The organism is Nicoliella spurrieriana (genome assembly GCF_023380205.1).
Lineage (GTDB): Bacteria > Bacillota > Bacilli > Lactobacillales > Lactobacillaceae > Nicoliella > Nicoliella spurrieriana.
The window spans coordinates 281,836-298,776 of sequence record NZ_CP093361.1 but is presented as its reverse complement, the minus strand read 5'-3'; the positions used below and the strand labels follow the sequence as shown (position 1 = coordinate 298,776).

Annotated in this window: 16 protein-coding genes; 9 read left to right on the top strand and 7 right to left on the bottom strand. The window is 39.1% G+C overall.

The window, feature by feature from the left end; genetic code table 11:
• Positions 1-28: 28 nt before the first annotated feature.
• Entirely contained in the window at positions 29-2,122 is a 2,094-nt protein-coding gene (locus MOO44_RS02995; RefSeq protein WP_260117289.1) for an LTA synthase family protein, read from the bottom strand.
• Positions 2,123-2,347: 225 nt separating this feature from the next.
• Between MOO44_RS02995 and MOO44_RS02990 the strand changes: the two genes are divergently transcribed.
• Together MOO44_RS02990 and MOO44_RS02985 are read left to right on the top strand one after the other, a co-directional pair.
• Positions 2,348-2,632: a hypothetical protein gene (locus tag MOO44_RS02990; protein WP_260116945.1), complete on the top strand. Its 285-nt coding sequence runs from the start codon at positions 2,348-2,350 to the stop codon at positions 2,630-2,632.
• 36 nt (positions 2,633-2,668) lie between these two features.
• Positions 2,669-3,322 (top strand): histidine phosphatase family protein, encoded by a 654-nt coding sequence (locus MOO44_RS02985; RefSeq protein WP_260116944.1) that lies wholly within the window; start codon positions 2,669-2,671, stop codon positions 3,320-3,322.
• 60 nt (positions 3,323-3,382) lie between these two features.
• Here MOO44_RS02985 and MOO44_RS02980 read toward each other — a convergent pair whose 3' ends face one another.
• The gene (locus MOO44_RS02980) at positions 3,383-3,853 is read right to left on the bottom strand and encodes a C40 family peptidase (RefSeq protein ID WP_260116943.1); all 471 of its coding nucleotides are present in this window, start codon (positions 3,851-3,853) and stop codon (positions 3,383-3,385) included.
• 259 nt (positions 3,854-4,112) lie between these two features.
• On the opposite strand from MOO44_RS02980, the gene MOO44_RS02975 reads away from it, so the two are divergent.
• Positions 4,113-4,559, top strand: coding sequence for a MerR family transcriptional regulator (locus tag MOO44_RS02975; RefSeq protein ID WP_260116942.1), 447 nt, complete (start codon positions 4,113-4,115; stop codon positions 4,557-4,559).
• 47 nt (positions 4,560-4,606) lie between these two features.
• Here the strand turns inward: MOO44_RS02975 and MOO44_RS02970 are convergent, their stop codons facing one another.
• Entirely contained in the window at positions 4,607-7,294 is a 2,688-nt protein-coding gene (locus MOO44_RS02970; protein WP_260116941.1) for an MMPL family transporter, read from the bottom strand.
• Positions 7,295-7,321: 27 nt separating this feature from the next.
• Positions 7,322-8,230, bottom strand: coding sequence for a magnesium transporter CorA family protein (locus MOO44_RS02965; RefSeq protein ID WP_260116940.1), 909 nt, complete (start codon positions 8,228-8,230; stop codon positions 7,322-7,324).
• A gap of 173 nt (positions 8,231-8,403) precedes the next feature.
• Here MOO44_RS02965 and MOO44_RS02960 point away from each other — a divergent pair, with 173 nt between their 5' ends.
• The 4 genes from MOO44_RS02960 to nhaC all read left to right on the top strand — a co-directional run bounded on the left by MOO44_RS02960 (position 8,404) and on the right by nhaC (position 11,935).
• Positions 8,404-9,072 carry a glycoside hydrolase family 73 protein gene (locus MOO44_RS02960; protein ID WP_260116939.1) on the top strand — a complete coding sequence of 223 codons (669 nt, stop codon included), beginning with the start codon at positions 8,404-8,406 and terminating at the stop codon, positions 9,070-9,072.
• 84 nt (positions 9,073-9,156) lie between these two features.
• On the top strand, positions 9,157-9,918 hold the full coding sequence (locus tag MOO44_RS02955) for a TerC family protein (protein ID WP_260116938.1): 762 nt from the start codon (positions 9,157-9,159) through the stop codon (positions 9,916-9,918).
• Entirely contained in the window at positions 9,908-10,231 is a 324-nt protein-coding gene (gene trxA / locus MOO44_RS02950) for a thioredoxin (protein WP_260116937.1), read from the top strand. The genes MOO44_RS02955 and trxA overlap by 11 nt, the downstream gene beginning before the upstream one ends.
• A gap of 315 nt (positions 10,232-10,546) precedes the next feature.
• Positions 10,547-11,935, top strand: coding sequence for a Na+/H+ antiporter NhaC (nhaC, locus tag MOO44_RS02945; protein ID WP_260116936.1), 1,389 nt, complete (start codon positions 10,547-10,549; stop codon positions 11,933-11,935).
• Positions 11,936-11,989: 54 nt separating this feature from the next.
• On the opposite strand, the gene adhP is transcribed toward nhaC, so the two are convergent.
• Positions 11,990-13,006 carry an alcohol dehydrogenase AdhP gene (gene adhP / locus MOO44_RS02940; RefSeq protein WP_260116935.1) on the bottom strand — a complete coding sequence of 339 codons (1,017 nt, stop codon included), beginning with the start codon at positions 13,004-13,006 and terminating at the stop codon, positions 11,990-11,992.
• 467 nt (positions 13,007-13,473) lie between these two features.
• On the opposite strand from adhP, the gene apf reads away from it, so the two are divergent.
• Positions 13,474-14,196, top strand: a complete 723-nt coding sequence (gene apf / locus MOO44_RS08715) for an aggregation-promoting factor (protein WP_480241887.1) — start codon at positions 13,474-13,476, stop codon at positions 14,194-14,196.
• Positions 14,197-14,341: 145 nt separating this feature from the next.
• Entirely contained in the window at positions 14,342-15,196 is an 855-nt protein-coding gene (locus tag MOO44_RS02930) for an SDR family oxidoreductase (protein WP_260116934.1), read from the top strand.
• 96 nt (positions 15,197-15,292) lie between these two features.
• Here the strand turns inward: MOO44_RS02930 and MOO44_RS02925 are convergent, their stop codons facing one another.
• Together MOO44_RS02925 and MOO44_RS02920 are read right to left on the bottom strand one after the other, a co-directional pair.
• On the bottom strand, positions 15,293-15,538 hold the full coding sequence (locus MOO44_RS02925) for a hypothetical protein (RefSeq protein WP_260116933.1): 246 nt from the start codon (positions 15,536-15,538) through the stop codon (positions 15,293-15,295).
• Between the two features lie 233 nt (positions 15,539-15,771).
• Complete coding sequence (locus tag MOO44_RS02920; RefSeq protein WP_260116932.1) at positions 15,772-16,692, bottom strand: hypothetical protein; 921 nt, start codon at positions 16,690-16,692, stop codon at positions 15,772-15,774.
• Between the last annotated feature and the right edge of the window lie 249 nt (positions 16,693-16,941).

Sequence of the window (16,941 nt, the reverse complement as noted above, 5' to 3'; positions counted from 1 at the left end):
CTCACTTCCTTAGTCATTAACGAAATTGCTACTTATTTGAATCCGGGTTGGTTACCTTCAGACGATTTGAGTCAGTGGAATGGTGACTAACCTCAGGGGCATCAGTCTTGTATAGGTTCACAGTCGACTTCCCACCCCGTTTTGAAAGGAGGCTGGTGGATTTTTTACCTAGTTGCTTTTCAATTTTTTCGGCTTTTTGGAGGCCGTTGGCGTAGTTATAATCGCTGGCGTCCACTTCTTTGAAGCCCTTTGGTTTGTAGAATCGTAAGAGATTTTGTTCGTTTAGGGTGTCAGATAGGGAGAGCTCCAGTGAAACCTTTTCCTTAATCTTTTGGACCTTTTTAATTTCTGCTTTGGTTAATTTAGCTGGTTTCCCAGTTTGGTTATCGTAAATCGTGCCACTAATTGACGTGTATTGCGGATCAATCCAATCCCGATTTCTAAATGCGACGACTTGGTCGTGCTTACTTGAGAAGAGGTCGGTCCCAAATTGAACGAACGGTTTGGAATTAACCCCAAGCAGGTGAAGCAGCGTTGGGAGGGCGTCAATTTCACCACCGTATTTATGGCTAATATAACCGCCCTTGGTGCCAGGGATGTTTAGCATGAATGGGACCCGTTGCATCTGGGCATTATCAAAATCATCCCATTTATCAGGATCCTTACTAATCACCTTGGCAAGGTTTTGATTTTCGGTGTCAGAAATCCCGTAATGGTCACCATAAATCATAATGATTGATTTTTTCAATAATCCTGATTTTTTAAGGTATGCGTAGAATTCTTTGATTGATTGGTCCAGGTAGTGGGCGGTCTTAAAGTAGTTGTCGATAATCGAATCACCGGTATCAGTTGATTTAAAGTTATCATCATTATCCTCAGCATCCATTGTGTAAGGGAAGTGGTTAGTAACCGTGATGTATTTAACATAGAACGGTTGTTGGAGATTTTGGAGGTATTTAATTGAATCGTTAAATAACAATTTATCCTTTAGTCCGTAACCAGTTGATTTATCACCAGAAACATCATAGTAGCTGGCGTCAAAGAAATATTGGTAACCCATGTTCTTGTAAGTATTATTCCGGTTCCAAAAGCTAGCAACGTTACCATGGAAGACCGCACTGGTGTAATTACCATTTTGCTTTAAAATGGCGGGGGCTGCTTGGAACGTATTATCGCTACCTAGCTGTGAGAATAGGGAACCCTGTGGTAAACCATAGGTACTGGTCTCTAACATGTTTTCAGCATCCGATGTTTTCCCCTGACCCACTTGGTGGAAGAAGTTATCAAATGCATACGTAGACTTACTATGGTAGATTTTATTTAGAAACGGGGTCACTTCCTTCCCGTTAATCTTTTTATCAATTAAAAACTGCTGGAAACTTTCTAGGTGAATCACAATCACATTGCGGCCCTTGGCAATTCCCTTCATTTTCGGATTGGCAGGGGCATAGTGGCTCCGGGTGAACTTTAAGACGTTCTTTAATTCTGATTTAGTGGCCATTGCACGAAGATCATTGGTGTGTTGGGACTTTGCAGCATCATATGCGGTAAATGCATCTAAGCCTAAGTACTTAACGATGTAAGTCCGATCAAAGGTTCTGGTAATTAACTGGGGCCGATCCATTTCACCGAGTGCTAGGTTGAAACTAAATAGTAACAATCCAATCGAAGTGATCGTAAAGCCGACCTTAGGCCTGAGGGGCCGATTATCCATTTTAATCACCCTAAAGATAACTAACAGTAGTACTAAGACGATGTCGATCCAATAGATAAAATCATGGGAGGCGGTTAGGGCAAGTGAACTGCCGCTTAACCCCTGGTTAACTTTTGAATAACCGGTAATCGTGTTGATCGTCATAAAGTCCGTAAATTCACGAAAGTAAATCACGTTTAAATATAATAAGACGGTGTTTAAAATATCTAAGATAAAAATTAACGGATAAAAGATTCTCGAACGCTTAAAGTACAGTGCAATTCCAAAAATTAAAATGGTGGTTGCAATGGGGTTGATTAATGCGATGAACATTTCGAATCCACCCGTGATGCTTAATTGAAAATCAATGAAGTATGCAGCAATGGTTTTGATCCAAAATAGGGCAACTAGCAGCCAGAAGAAGCCCATTCTGGTGTTTATTTTTTGGATATTTCGTTTAAGAAGTGACAAGATATAATCTCCTTTTGGATATAGCTGATTTAATATTATCAAAATATTAGTTAAATAGCATGATTTGATTGCGAAATATTAAAAAAATTAATCTAATCAGTGCGCAAACCACAATATGTTGTTATAATATGAAATAGATGCTCTATATATAGAAACGAATTGATAGCAGAAAGGAGGGTTATTGTGGATTTAGCTAAATCAATTACTGATGCGAAGTTAAGGGTCATCAAAAACGACGGGACCTTAATTGAATTTCATCCTGATCAATTACGGGCGGCGTTAAGTGAGTTCACTAATAACCCTGATGTCATTAAACGGTCTGAGGTTTTAATTTTAACCCAATTATTATCCTACTCTGAAATTAAGCAATTTGACTTAAAATGCATTGTTTATAGAACGTTAAGGCAGCTTAGATATTCAAAGGTTGCAAATCAATATTATCGAAAGAAATTAGCTCATGAATTATAATTAAGGGGTAATTATAATTCATGAGGGGATGAAGACATGGCATTTAATATTTACATTGTCCGCCATGGGCAAACTTATTACAATATTTATAATAAACTGCAGGGGTGGAGTAATTCACCATTGACCCAAAAGGGGATTGATGGCGCCAAGCAAACTGCTGATAAGTTAAAGCAGATTCCATTTAAGGCGGCTTTTTGTAGTGATACCACCCGCGCTGAACAAACTGCTAACATCATTTTAGGTGCCAACCAGGTTTCAGATGCTAAATTAACCGTTTCACCATTCTTTAGGGAAGAGTTTTATGGTTACTTTGAAGGAACCGACATGAACCAAGCTTGGTACTTAGCAGGAGCGCCGCATGGGAAACCGACATTTAAGGCAATTGTGGAAAGCGATTCAATTGGAACGGCTAAGGACTACTTAAAGCAAGCCGATCCATTTCATCAAGCTGAAAATAACGAAGAATACTGGCACCGGTTAAATCAGGGGCTAGCTTTAATTAAGAATGATTCAGCAATTCATGACGGTGACAACGTGCTATTAATTAGCCATGGCAATACCGTGTTAAGCATTGTAGAACGATTTGGTCGTGGAAAGTACGATGTGACCGAACGGCCCGCAAATGGGAGTATTACTAAGTTAGCGGTCAGTGATGATGAAACCGTCGTTACCGACTATAACATCCAATAGTAATTTAAATCGCAAAAAAGGCGTAACGATTATTTTCGTTACGCCTTTTAATTATTGTTATTATTCACCGACCCGAGCGGCTCCAACTAGGTTCCACCATGCTGAGTGAATGTTTTCCTTGATAACCCCACGGTTTTGAGCATCGATCATCTTGCCGTTACCAATGTACATTCCAACGTGTGAAATGCTACGGGAGCTGGAACCAAAGAATACTAGGTCACCCTTTTTAAGGTTTGAAACTGAAACTTTTTGATTTGAATTGTATTGAGCTTGAGCGGTTCTTGGTAAGTTAACGCCTAATGCCTTTTTGTAAACGTACTTAGTGAATCCTGAACAATCAAATGATGAAGGACCGTTAGCACCCCAAACGTATCTTGCATTCATGTGGGTATTTGCTTCATCGATTAACGTAGTGGCATCTTCGTCACTAGCAGCGTGAGCTGGCTTAGCGGCAGTTAGTGATGCGCCTGCGGTAAATAAAGTAAATGCAGTGGCGATGCTTACAAAAGTCTTTTTTAAATGATTGTTCATGATAATTTTAATTCCCTTCGATTTTTAGTATTTTTAATGATTAATTTTAATTTTAATTTTTATTTTTATTTTGGTCGTTTCTTAAATCAACAGTTATAAGATTAACAATTCTATGTTACAAAAAGATAACACGGGCGTTTCAAGTCAGTTAAATCATATAACAGGCTTGTAATTTAACCCCATTATTATAAATACTGGTTTACGTTTGCGATAATGTGATAAAGTATGTTTATCCTTAATTAAGTTGGGAAGAATGCATATGAATGGGAAACATGAATTTTTTACCCCCATTGATATCCATAAACTAATCTTTCGAATCGGTGAAGTAAGCAAAATTTGTAATGTCTCGGCACGACAATTACGATATTGGGATCAAAAGGGCTTTATAGCGTCTAAGCGTCATGGTGAAAGTAGCTCACGGGTGTATGATTTTCCTAGCCTGTTACGAATTGGTTCGATCAAGGGGTATTTGGATGATGGATACACCCTAAAAGCTGCGGTCAAAATGACTAACGATAAGCAAGAAACGATTAGAAACATTCACCGCTTTTTGACCCATGCAGTTTACGGGGTTGAGAGGATTGATGGCCGTCCGATGATTAACCTAGGCTATTTTGATCAAGCGAAAACTAGTTATCTATATGGATATCTAACGGAAGATGAAGAGACGGTTTACCGGGTTGTTCCAATTAATGACGCAAAATAAAAACCACCGCTGAAATTAATTTCAGGGTGGTTTTTTGAATGGAATGGTTATTTCGACTTAGCTGGCCGATATTCAGCTAGCTTGCCTAACCCAACCGCAACGATTGGGAAAATGATGTTGAAAATAATGGTACTAATAATCATGATAACGCCAGCCTGTTTGAGTGACTGAACGTTCATTGCAAATAGGACTAAGCCGATCACAATTGAGAAACCACTGATGTATCTAATGATGGTTCCAAGTTGGTCAACCCCTTCGACAATGGTCGCAAAAAACGGCAATTGACGCTGCCGGTAACTGATGGCAAGAATGGTCATTTCGATTAAACCGATGATGCTAACCATCATCCCACTAATGATTAGGGCCTCCCAACTGAGTTGATCAATGCCCATTGCATAGTGGGTCATTAGGGTGGTTAATTGCAATCCCGCTAGGAAGCTGATCACTACGGTGGTCAACCAGAATAGGGGATTTAGAATCGATTTGCTGATGATAAAGAGAACCACCAGGATGAAGGCTGCAATTAAAACGAGGCTAATCATTCCAAATTTTGCAAAATTAGCTCTTAATTCAGTTTGTTGAGCTGGTTGGCCGGTAATCGCAACCGTTGATGATTGGAGCTCAGTGCCCTGTAATACTACGTTAGCAGTGCGCTGCAAGTTGTTAATCGTCCGGGCAGTTTGTGCAGCATTATTAGGATCGGATTGTAACATCACGGTCAACTTAGTGGTCTTATTATCAGCACTGTTGTTAGTGTATAGAGACTGCTGAAAGTCAGTATCAGCTAGCTGCGTAGGGGTAATGTAATAAGCAGCCCCCACGTTACTCTTAGCTAATCCGGTTAGGTAGTCATAAATCGGGGTTAGCTTTTGGTTAGCTGCTTTAGTGGCCCCCTTAATGCTTGCTAGGATCCCCTTAGCCGTTTGTAACTTGGCCGTGTACTTGCTTAACTGGGTGTTAAGGGTGTCTGAAGCGGTGGTAATTTGTTGGCCCTTACTTTGAATCGAGCTGAGGCTGGTTTCGGCACTAGCGATTGTTTGTTTTAAGCGGTTAATTTCATTTTGGTAGGCTCGGGCACTTTTGCTACGGCCATTTTGACTGCTAGTTTGACCAGCCCCCACAAGTTGACTTGCTAATTGGCCGTTTTCACTAGCTAGTTCGTCAGCGGTTGCTTTTAATTGGCTAAGGGCAGTAGCTTCAGAACTTAACTTCGCAGCGGTGATGTTCTTAGTCCCCTGATTGACCTTTTTGATGCTATTTGTTAATTGAACTTGAACGGAGTCGATCTTTTTAGTAATGCTATTAAGCTGGCCTTGAACGTAGTACTTATTGATTGGAACCCCGCTAGGTTGGGTAATTGAATACACCGCATTAACATTTGGGACCGCCTTTAGCTTGGTGGTTAATTCGTCGATTTTTGCTACGTTGGCCTGTTGGTTAAGGGGCTGCTTAGCGTTATGAAGATAAATGGTAACCGGAGTCGCCTTCCCCTGACTAAAGTGGGCTTGAAGGATTCTAGCCCCCACCATTGCTTGATTAGTACTCTTAGCATCATCTAAGTTACCATAGGTAACGTTATTACGGTATGAATATGCAAATGGAACCACGATGTATGCAATCAAAAGAATGCCAACGATGGGTTGCCATAGTGGTAACCGCATTAATTGATGCCAGAACCGATGGGTTTCGACATGGAGTGGTTGGTGCCGTGGCCATAGTAATTCGGCGCCCATTAAACTAGTGAGGATGGGGTTAATGGTAAAGACCGCTGCTAATAAAATAATAAATACAATGGATAACGATGCAAATGCCCTTAGTGGATAGAAGTTAACGAAGGAAAGCCCCGCGAAGCTAATTGTAAGGACCAATGCGACCGTAACGATTGGCATTGCAACCCGCTTTAAACCACTAGTGGTTGCATTGAGCGAATCACGGTGGTTGCTAATTTCCTCGCTAACTGCCTTAATGATCATGAAGTTAAAGATGCTCCCAAGGATTAGGGTGATCATAGTAACTAAGATGGGTGTTAATGGAGAAAAGGCCACGTGCTTGTGCACGGTTAAATTACCGATCAGGCTAAGGGCCGTCAGTTCCGTAATTAGCATGGTGACTGCCGAAATGACCGGAGCAACAATTGAACGGAAGAAAATAGCGGTCAGGATAAAAATGACAATGAATGAAATAATCATGACCAGTTTAGAAACGTGCGCAAATTGTTGCGCATTGGCGTGCGCGACCACCTCAGGACTAGTTACGTATGTATTTAATCCTGCAATATTCATTTTTTCCTGTAATTTATTAATGGTGGCATTGGAAACGGCGGCTTCATTGCTAACGGTGACCCGCACGATCTGGGTGGTTTGGTCGTTAGATGCCAATTGTAAAATCCCATTCGGCGTATTGTTAATTGAAATAATTTGTTTTATGCCGATGGAACGGTCCTTTTGTAGGTTGCGAATGGCGGTATTGATTTTGGATTGCTGGGTACCATCCAATTTGCCATTCGAATTGTTATAAACCACGTCTAGGGTGGTGGAATGTGCTAATCCCCGTCCCCATGAATTTTGGAGTTGAGTTTCCTTCGTGATTTGTGATGATTGATTAAATTGTGGTTGCGCGTTATTAGTGATTAGATTAGTAACGTTAGGTAGTTTGGCTAGTGCGAAAAAGACCGCTACCAACCAGATGACGATCACAATTAACCAGTTTGCATTGATTCTTTTTAGTAGTTGCATTTGAAAAGGCTCCCTTGACTAGTTAATTTAAGAAAAACGTTTATGGTATAAAATCCAGATGATAATACATAAAATGATTGAAATCCCAATTGAAATGATCCACCCCACTGGTGAATTTTCAAATGGGAGCTTAACGTTCATTCCATAGAACGCAAAGACGATGTTTGGAATTGAGAGGACCAGTGAAAAAATGGTTAAAAACTTCATGGTCGAATTTAGGTTACTATCCAGTAGGTTTGAGTATGCATCCGTTACCTCCCGGGTAACGCTACTGGATACTTGGGCCATTGACAATCCCTGTTGGGCTTCAATCAAAATGTCCTCTAAGCGATTATTTTGAAACTCAGTTAGCTGGGAACGAAAGGTTCTCTGGACTGCGGACAGCATTTCGGAATTTGAATTTAAGGCGGTCAAGAAATAGACCGTTTGGGTCTGCAACCCCAAAAGCTGGTTAATTGAATCCCGATTAGCCTTATGGGTTAGGTGTTGTTGGATGCTAGTGCGTTCCCGATTAGCGTTATTAATGTAGTCGAAATACTTGGTGGTCACTTGAAAAATAGCTTCCAAAATGAGGTCTAAGATAAAGCTAGGGTTACTAATATTAGGATTGTTCAGAATCGAATTGATCAGTGGAACGACGTAGTTAGTGCGCTTTCTAGTAAACGTGAATAACATGTGGTCACTGATTAATAAACCAATTGGTTCAACACTAATATCACCCATAAAGGCAGGCCTAACCGGCGCATCATAGATGAATAGATGGTAGTTATTATCCTCATCAATTTCGAGCCGGGGCCGTTCATGAATATCCAATGCGTAATCAATGATGTCGCGTCTGATATCATAATCATTGAGCAGTTTAGCCCGGTCCTTCTCATTTGGGTTTTCCACTTTGACCCATTTAAATTTATCGTTGACCATTTGAGTTGTTATCAAAATTATCTTTCCTTTATATTATAATTACCTATTATTATAGATTATCGAGCTAAGCTTTGGGGGTAAATTTATAAAAAAGTCGAAAAAAGTAAAATTTTGTTTTAGTTTTGGCAATTAATTAACTATAATAAAGGTTGCGGTCAAAAAAGAACGATTGATAGAGGGGAAAAGAATTGAAGAATAATCAACCAACCAGAAAAGAGCGGGGCGCAAAGCCAAAACGCCATGGCCAATTAATTGCCATTTTAATTGTGATTGTCATTTTAGCGGTATTGGTGTTTGGGTTTGCAATTCGTAAAATCAGCACCCGGTTAGAAAATTCGCAACAAAGTTCACAGTCCAGTAGCTCTTTAACTTCTGAACAAATTCAACAAATTAAACAACGACGGGCATTTGTAAATCAAGTGGCCGCATCATCAATTAAGGTTTATCAAAATGACTATCACGTGCTCCCCAGCATTGTGACTGCTCAAGCAATCCTGGAATCTGATTGGGGTAATTCTAAACTCTACAAGGTGGCCAATAACCCATTTGGAATTAAGGGGAGTTATAAGGGCCAGTCGATATCATATGATACGACTGAATATGAAAATGGTAAAAACATCACGGTAGTGGCTAAATTTAGAAAGTATCCAAACTTAGAAGCCGCCATCAAGGATCATGATGAATCAATCAAGACGCATTTTATTAAACAAACGAACGTGACTAGCTACGTAAAGGCCGCTAATCTGCTGCAAAAAAACGTTTATGCGACTGATCCACAATACGCTAGCAAGTTAATTAGTGTAATTGAAGAATATAATCTAGAACGGTTTGACTTACAGGCATTAAACAATAATTAAACGATTTGACTAGCAATTATTATCTGACTTGTACTATAATTTAGTAAGTGATAGTTTAAAATTTATTTTTTGAAGGGAAGATCAATGCTGGAAATATTATCTAAAATGTACGGACCATTCTTCGATTTGAATAATTGGACATCTGTAATTACATCGGGGAGCGATTGGTTAGTGATTCTTTCACTGGTACTAATTGAATGTTTATTATCAGTGGATAATGCGGTGGTATTAGCTGCGCAGACTCAATCACTACCGACTAAAAAGTTACAAGAAGAATCATTATTCTATGGAATTTGGGGTTCTTATATTTTCAGGTTCTTAGTAATTGGATTGGGAACGTTTCTGATTCACCTCTGGGAAATTAAGGTTATTGGTAGTTTATACTTGGTATACCTGGTTTATAAACACTTTACTAGTCATGGTAATGATAAAAAGCAGGTCAAAAAGACACATGCTACTGATTCAAAACACCACCGGAGATTGTTTTGGATGGTGGTTATCCAGATTGAAATGATGGATATCGTCTTCTCAGTGGATTCAGTCTTAGCTTCACTAGCAATTTCGCCGAACCCCGTGATCGTGTTAATTGGTGGAATGATTGGAATTCTATCAATGCGGGGGGTCGCCGAGGTAATTATGCTACTAATGAAGAAGATCCCAGAATTAAAATCGATGGCATACGTGTTGATCGCCATCATTGCGGTGAAGCTTTTTATTTCAATTCCCGCAATTGACATTGAAATTCCACCACTGTTGTTCAGTGGCATTGTACTAGTGACGGTCATCATTACGATGATTATTCACTTTACGAGAAAGAAACGGGGGACCAGCACTGATGATCACTAAGGTAACGCGTGATAACTTAAATGAGTTCGTTTCGGCCCCATTAACAATCATTGATTTTTGGGCGCCGTGGTGTGGTCCATGTAAGATTATGGACCGCATCATCAAGGACTTAGCAGCTGAATATGGCGATCAGCTTCAGTTTGGTAAGTTTAACGTTGATGATAATCAAGATATTGCCGAACGCTACAAGGTGTTTAGTATTCCCAGCCTAGTCGTCTTTAAGGATGGCAAGGGCGTTGAAAAGGTCTCTGGCATCTTCCCAGAGCCCAAGTTAGCGGAGTTTATCGAACAAAAAATTGCTGAAATTAGTTAATTCACTAATTGACAGTTACTTTAATCAATGATAAGCTTTTGATAAATTAGTTTAGAATAATTTGAATTCCATTTAAGTAGGGCATGGTCTGTGCGTCAGAAAGTCGGTGGTTAATGCGAACCGATCAGGATTATGAATGCGAAATACCGGAATTTGCATGAATTATTAATCGAAATGAGACCCGTTACCGTCTTGAAGTGAGTAGTCAATTGACTATTAATAAGGGTGGTACCACGGTATAAAAGTCGTCCCAATTACATTTAGGTGTAATTGGGACTTTTTGTTTGTCTACATGATAGAAAGGATTTGGATTTTATGAATGAACAGCGACCAAAAATTAGTTTGAAGGAGGGCGTATTAGTCCTGGTGGTGTTACTAGCGATTATGGCAGCCGGCATCATCGGATTGAAAATTAGCCCTGAAGTGCCCATTTTAATCGGCATCATGCTATTGATTTTTTGGGCCAAGTTACGCGGCTTTTCGTGGGATGATATTCACGGAAGTTTCACGATCGGGATTAAAAATGGCATCATCCCGTTATTTATCTTCCTGTTAATCGGAGCCCTTATCGGGGTCTGGATTGCCACGGGCATTATTCCTAGTTTAATGGTATTTGGGTTTAATTTAATTAGCATTCGCTGGTTCTTGCCATCCGTATTTGTGGTGTGTGCACTAGTGGGCTCGATTATCGGAAGTGCCTTTACGATTATTTCAACGCTCGGCATCGCATTCATGGGGATTGGGTTAACGATGGGCATTAATCCAGCCATGGTGGCTGGGGCAATTCTATCCGGGGCTGTCTTCGGGGATAAATCATCCCCATTATCAGCAACCAATAACCTTTCGGCCGCCGTTGCAAATGCTGATTTAATTACTCACATTAGAAATATCATGTGGTCAACGTTACCAGCTAGTGTGGTAGCATTTATTCTATACGCACTAATGAGTCAAGGGAACGGGCATGCTGATTTAGACCGGATCCAAGGAACCGTAATGACGTTGCACCAAAATTTTGCAATTACACCGTGGGCCCTAATTCCAGTGTTATTACTATTCATATGTGCGTGGTCTAAGATTCCCACTATTCCCACGTTATTTATCAACATTGTGGTTTCATCAATTATCGGGATGATTCAAAATCCAGAATTAAACCTGGTTAAATTGAACAACGTGATTCAAAGTGGCTACGTTGCCCATACTAAGAACCCCCAAGTAGACGCATTATTATCCCGAGGTGGGATTGCCGGGATGATGAGCACGATGTCATTGATTTTTGTGGCATTGGCACTCGGGGGCATTTTAATGCACCTGGGCATCGTGGATGCAGTGATTAAACCATTGACCGATCGGCTAAAGTCGGATGGTAATATCATTACGACCGTCATTGCAACCTGTATTGGGGTCAACATCTTTATTGGTGAACAGTACCTGTCGATTATTTTACCAGCGAATGCCTTTAAGAAGACGTTTGCGGAAAATAACCTTGCACTGGTCGCATTGAGTCGGGCACTAGAAGATGGGGGTACCGTAATTAACTATCTAATCCCATGGGGAGTCGCTGGGGCATTTGTTACCAATGCCCTGGGTGTTCCAACCATTCACTACCTGCCATTTGTATTCGTGAGTCTATTTTCACCGGTCTTTTCGATTCTTTCCGCTTACACGGGGATCGGAATTAAGCACATTCACCCGGTTAAAAAGTAACTAAAAAAGAGCTGTCCATTTTTTCAAATGGGCGGCTCTTTTTCAATGGGTTAATTATTTAGTAAAATCAACGACCATCCGGCCAACGATTTTACCATTCTTCATTTCATCAATGATGTCATTAATTTCTGATAACTTTCTAGTTTGCACGATTGGCTTAACCTTTCCTTCGGCACCAAATTGGAAGGTTTCCTTAAGGTCTTCCCGGGTCCCCACTAATGAACCTTCAACATGGATACCATCTAAAACGGTCTTAGCAATGCTTAAGTCCATGTTTCCTTGTGGAAGGGCAACGGCGACTAAATGACCATCAGGACGTAATGCATTGATGGCCTGGTTAAATGCGACCGGAGTAACCGCAGTGATTACTGAAACATGGGCACCACCATCAGTTTTAGCCCGGACTTCTTCGTCCAAGTTTTCATCGCGGTAGTCAAGCCCAACGTTAGCACCAACCTTTTTAGCTTCTTCAAGGTTCTTACCACGAGCGATGGCAACGACGTTTGCACCGAAGACATGGCTAGCGAATTGCACCCCTAGGTTTCCTAAACCACCGGCACCAACGATTTCTACCCATTGACCAGGCTTGGTTTGGCCCACCTTTAAAGCCTTGTACATGGTAACCCCAGCACAGGTAAGTGAAGTGGCTTCCACTGGATCAAGTTCTTCTGGGACCTTCACTGCGTAGTTAGCCTTAACGATGACTTCTTCAGCCATTGCACCATCAGCAGTAAACCCAGCATTTAAAACGTTTCGACAAAGCGTTTCACGACCAGTAAGACAGTATTCACAATGACCACAGCCACTGAAGAACCAAGCGATTGAGACACGGTCGCCGACTTTAAGACTATCAACATCGTCAGCGACTTGAATTACTCGACCGACCCCTTCGTGACCAATGATTCGACCTGGTTGATCACCAAAGTCACCATTAGCAACGTGTAAGTCAGTGTGGCATAACCCACAGTATTCAACTTTAACTAGGGCTTCACCATTCTTAATTGGGCGGAGGGTAACATCTTTAATATCAACGTAACCATCGGGGGTTTGTCTAACAACAGCAGCTTTCATCTATAAGGACCTCTTTTGTATTATTTATAATCTTGTTAATCCATTCACAATATACCACCAAAACTTGCTAAAATAAAGCTAATTCAAGCAAAATTTACCTGTTTTTAGAGTTTAAATTAAATCATTTTTACATTAAATAGGGATAGTGATTGATTAGAACTTTTGAATTATGACGCTAAATTAGTTAACTTCAAATAAAATATACACTTTTAAGTTAGCCGAATTAATTAGAAACTGATTAAATAAGCATTTTAATCATTTAGAAACCATGAAATATTACAAAATATGCAGAAATACACAGCTAAAATGTATATTATTTACTGATTTATAATCAGTATTAACAGCTATCAAGGGGTGCATTGTTACAAAACGATTACATTTTTACAAAATCACCCTGTTTATTTAACATTGACGATATTTACATGTAACAACTAATGGGTAGAATACATCACAGTTAATCAAATCGGATTAGCTGTTTTCATGTAAACGATCCAGAAAACGATATCAAGGAAACGATATCCAGATTATGTTTTATTATAGAAGGAGAGATTTTTATCTTACGGAATAAGAATTTAAAGAGAATTTTAGCTTCAACTACTGTTGCTGCCGGATTATTTGTTGCTGGTGTTGGTGCCGTTAAGGCTGATGCTTCCACTAGAATCACTGTTCAATCAGGTGACACCCTTTGGGCAATCGCTCGTGAATACAATGTTGATTTACAGAGCCTTGAATCCGCAAACAACTTAAATGACAATTCAGTTATTTACGTTGGACAAAGTTTAACCCTACCTGATAACGGAAACACTGCTTCAACTACTAACACGACTGCAAACACTCAATCAGCTGTTCAAACTAGTGGTGCTACTCAATCAAGCTACAACAACCAATCAAACGTAGTTGCTAGCTCAAACAACACTACGACTGCAGCTAGCTCAAACACGACTGCAACCACTGCTGCTACTTCAGGTGACAGTTCCTCTGCTAAGGCATGGATTGCTAACCGTGAATCTGGTGGTTCATACACTGCTACTAACGGTCAATACGTTGGTAAGTACCAATTATCTTCATCATACCTTAACGGTGACTACTCAGCTGCTAACCAAGAAAGAGTTGCTGATTCATACGTAGCTTCACGTTACGGTTCATGGGATGCTGCTAAGGCATTCTGGCAAAGCCACGGTTGGTACTAAGATTTAGGATTAACCATTAATTAAATTAGTAAGACTCTAAACGGCGGATCTGATTCGCCGTTTTTTTTTGTGCAAATAGCTTGTACTCTTACAAAAAGTAAGTTATTATGAAGACACTAATTTAAACAATAAGGAGTTATGAACTATGAAATATGGGATTACCGCTGCGACCGGTCACTTCGGACAAACCGCATTTAAGGAGTTAGCTACATTAGTCCCCGCATCTGACATTGTGGTCTTGGTGCGGAATGTTGATAAGGCTAAACAAATTTTTCCCGCTGGAACGGACATTCGGCCAGCTGATTACACCCAAGTTGATCAATTGAACGAATCATTGAAGGGTGTTGATAAATTGATTTTTATATCATCACAACCGGGAGCAGGGATGCCACGGGCTGAACAACACCATAATGTCGTAAACGCTGCAAAGCAGGCGGGGGTGCAATTTATTGCCTACACTAGTTTCCCCAATGCAGACCATGCTAAATCGCCACTATCAGCTGATCACAAGCAGACTGAGCAATGGATTAAGGAATCTGGTATTAAGTACTCATTCATGCGGAATAACTGGTATTTGCAAAATGACTTAATGACGATTCAAGCGGCTTTAAAGACCACTGATTTCCCATACTCTGCTGAAGATGGCAAGGTGGGGTGGACCCGTGAAGAAAACTATGCTGCGGGTGCTGCTAGAGTTTTAACTGCAGATGATCCTAAGGCAGTCTATGAATTTGGTGGCAAGCCAATTTCATACACCCAACTAGTTGATGAATTAACGGCCGCCACTGGCCAAGAAATTACGCCAGTGCCACTAACCGATGATGAATATAAGCAATCATTATTGAAGGCCGGCTTAGATGAAGCTACTGCAGGCTTTGTAATTGCCACCCAGGACCTTATTAAGGCTGGTGAACTAGACGTTCCTTCAAATGATTTGAACGATGTGCTAGGCGGTAAGCTAGAGGCATTGTCAGAAGGCCTTAGAAAACTATTAAAGTAAAATGATGTAAAATAAAGCCCCATCAGTGATAAATATCATTGGTGGGGCTTTTGAATTGATTTAGTGATTGTCTTTTGATTCCGATTCGGAACTGATTTAAGATTGATTTAGATATTTTATGCTTTTGATTGTTACTTTATTTTTTATTATCGATCCTTCATATTCAACGCGTCCGCTCCCGTATTGACCAACATAATAGTAAAGATTGCCTGATCCTTGATTATCACTTAGGTTTTTCAATTTAACATTCTGATGGCTTAAAAGATACTTATATGTTGTTTTATCTGTTACTCTTTTCAGGGCTTCAGGATTATTGATAATTTTGTAAACCGTTTTTTCCATTGATGATTTTACATCATCATGATTGAATTTAAATGTTATATAAAAAACCAACGTAATAGCAAATAATATTAATGCAAAATAAATTCCCTTTGACTTGATTTTAACCAGCTCCTTTATCGTTAGCATAATCATCAATATAATGACAGAATTAAATTGGTTAAAACTACTTATAATTAGTCCAATTTATTGAGATATGATCAAATAATTAAGCAACAAAGAATCTTTCATTAGTATTATTTATTAGAGATAATAATATAAGCGATTCCATACAACTTACTATTCTTAGGATATGCATATATTCCAATTTTTTGACCATTATATTTATTAGTTGGTTTATCAGATTTATATTTTTTAATGTTGTTTAAATAATCTTTAAACGTGATTCCATTACTTACTCCACCTAAATTGTATAAATTTTGATAGTTGTTAACGTTATAAGCAATATATTGTTGATAAGTGATTTTTCCATTAATTAACTGGTCATATGTCTTATTAGCAAAATAAGTTAAATTATTTTTTATATATTTACTAACTTTACTAGGGGCTATTTCAATATAAGTGGTATTTTGATCACCAGTGATACTACTGATACTAAAATCGTTCTCCCAGGTTGCAAGACTAACCTTACTTCTATAATTTACTGCTAGTTGATAAAGTGAATTTGGAATTGCTCCTTTGAACAGACTGAGAATTTCCTTATTTTGCTTGGCATTTATCCCTGTGATGGCTTTTAATTTACTTCCTAAAACCCAACCGCTAAAGGGAATTGAAGCTTCTGAAGTATTATTAGGATCATATTTATAAACAGTAGGATTGTATTTAACGAAGTAATAAGTATAATTTCTTTTTGTTTTATAGTTGTATACTAATTTCTTTTTATCCGCATTCACTACTGTTTGGTTCAAGTAAGCATTTATATACCTTAAGTTCTTCGAATATATGTTACCCTGAAAAATATATTGTTTAGGGTTTATATGATAGGATTTTAAAGTTTTGATATGATTATTAGTCTGCTTTTTGTGCTTATAAAGAACTAGCTGATAATTTGTAGCTGGATAATTTGTATTAGCACTAACTTTAAAATGATACGCTGTAATAAAAGTAATTATTATTAATAAAATGGATGAATAGATAGATAATTTTTTGATTTTCATTAGTCATTCTGCTCCTATGCTAAAATATTGCAAAAAGTAATTTATCTCAAGTAATCGTTCGATTCATATTGTATACCTGTAAACCATGAAGTTCATAATTATTTAATTAGTTTCATTAATTTTGGACTTAATTACTTTGGCTTGCTTACGGATATTAATCACCTGATTCTGCATTCTTGACGTTGCCATTCTTAGTCGAAGTTACTTTTCAATCTTTTCCTCATTTAGCGATAGAGGTGACAGTCTTCC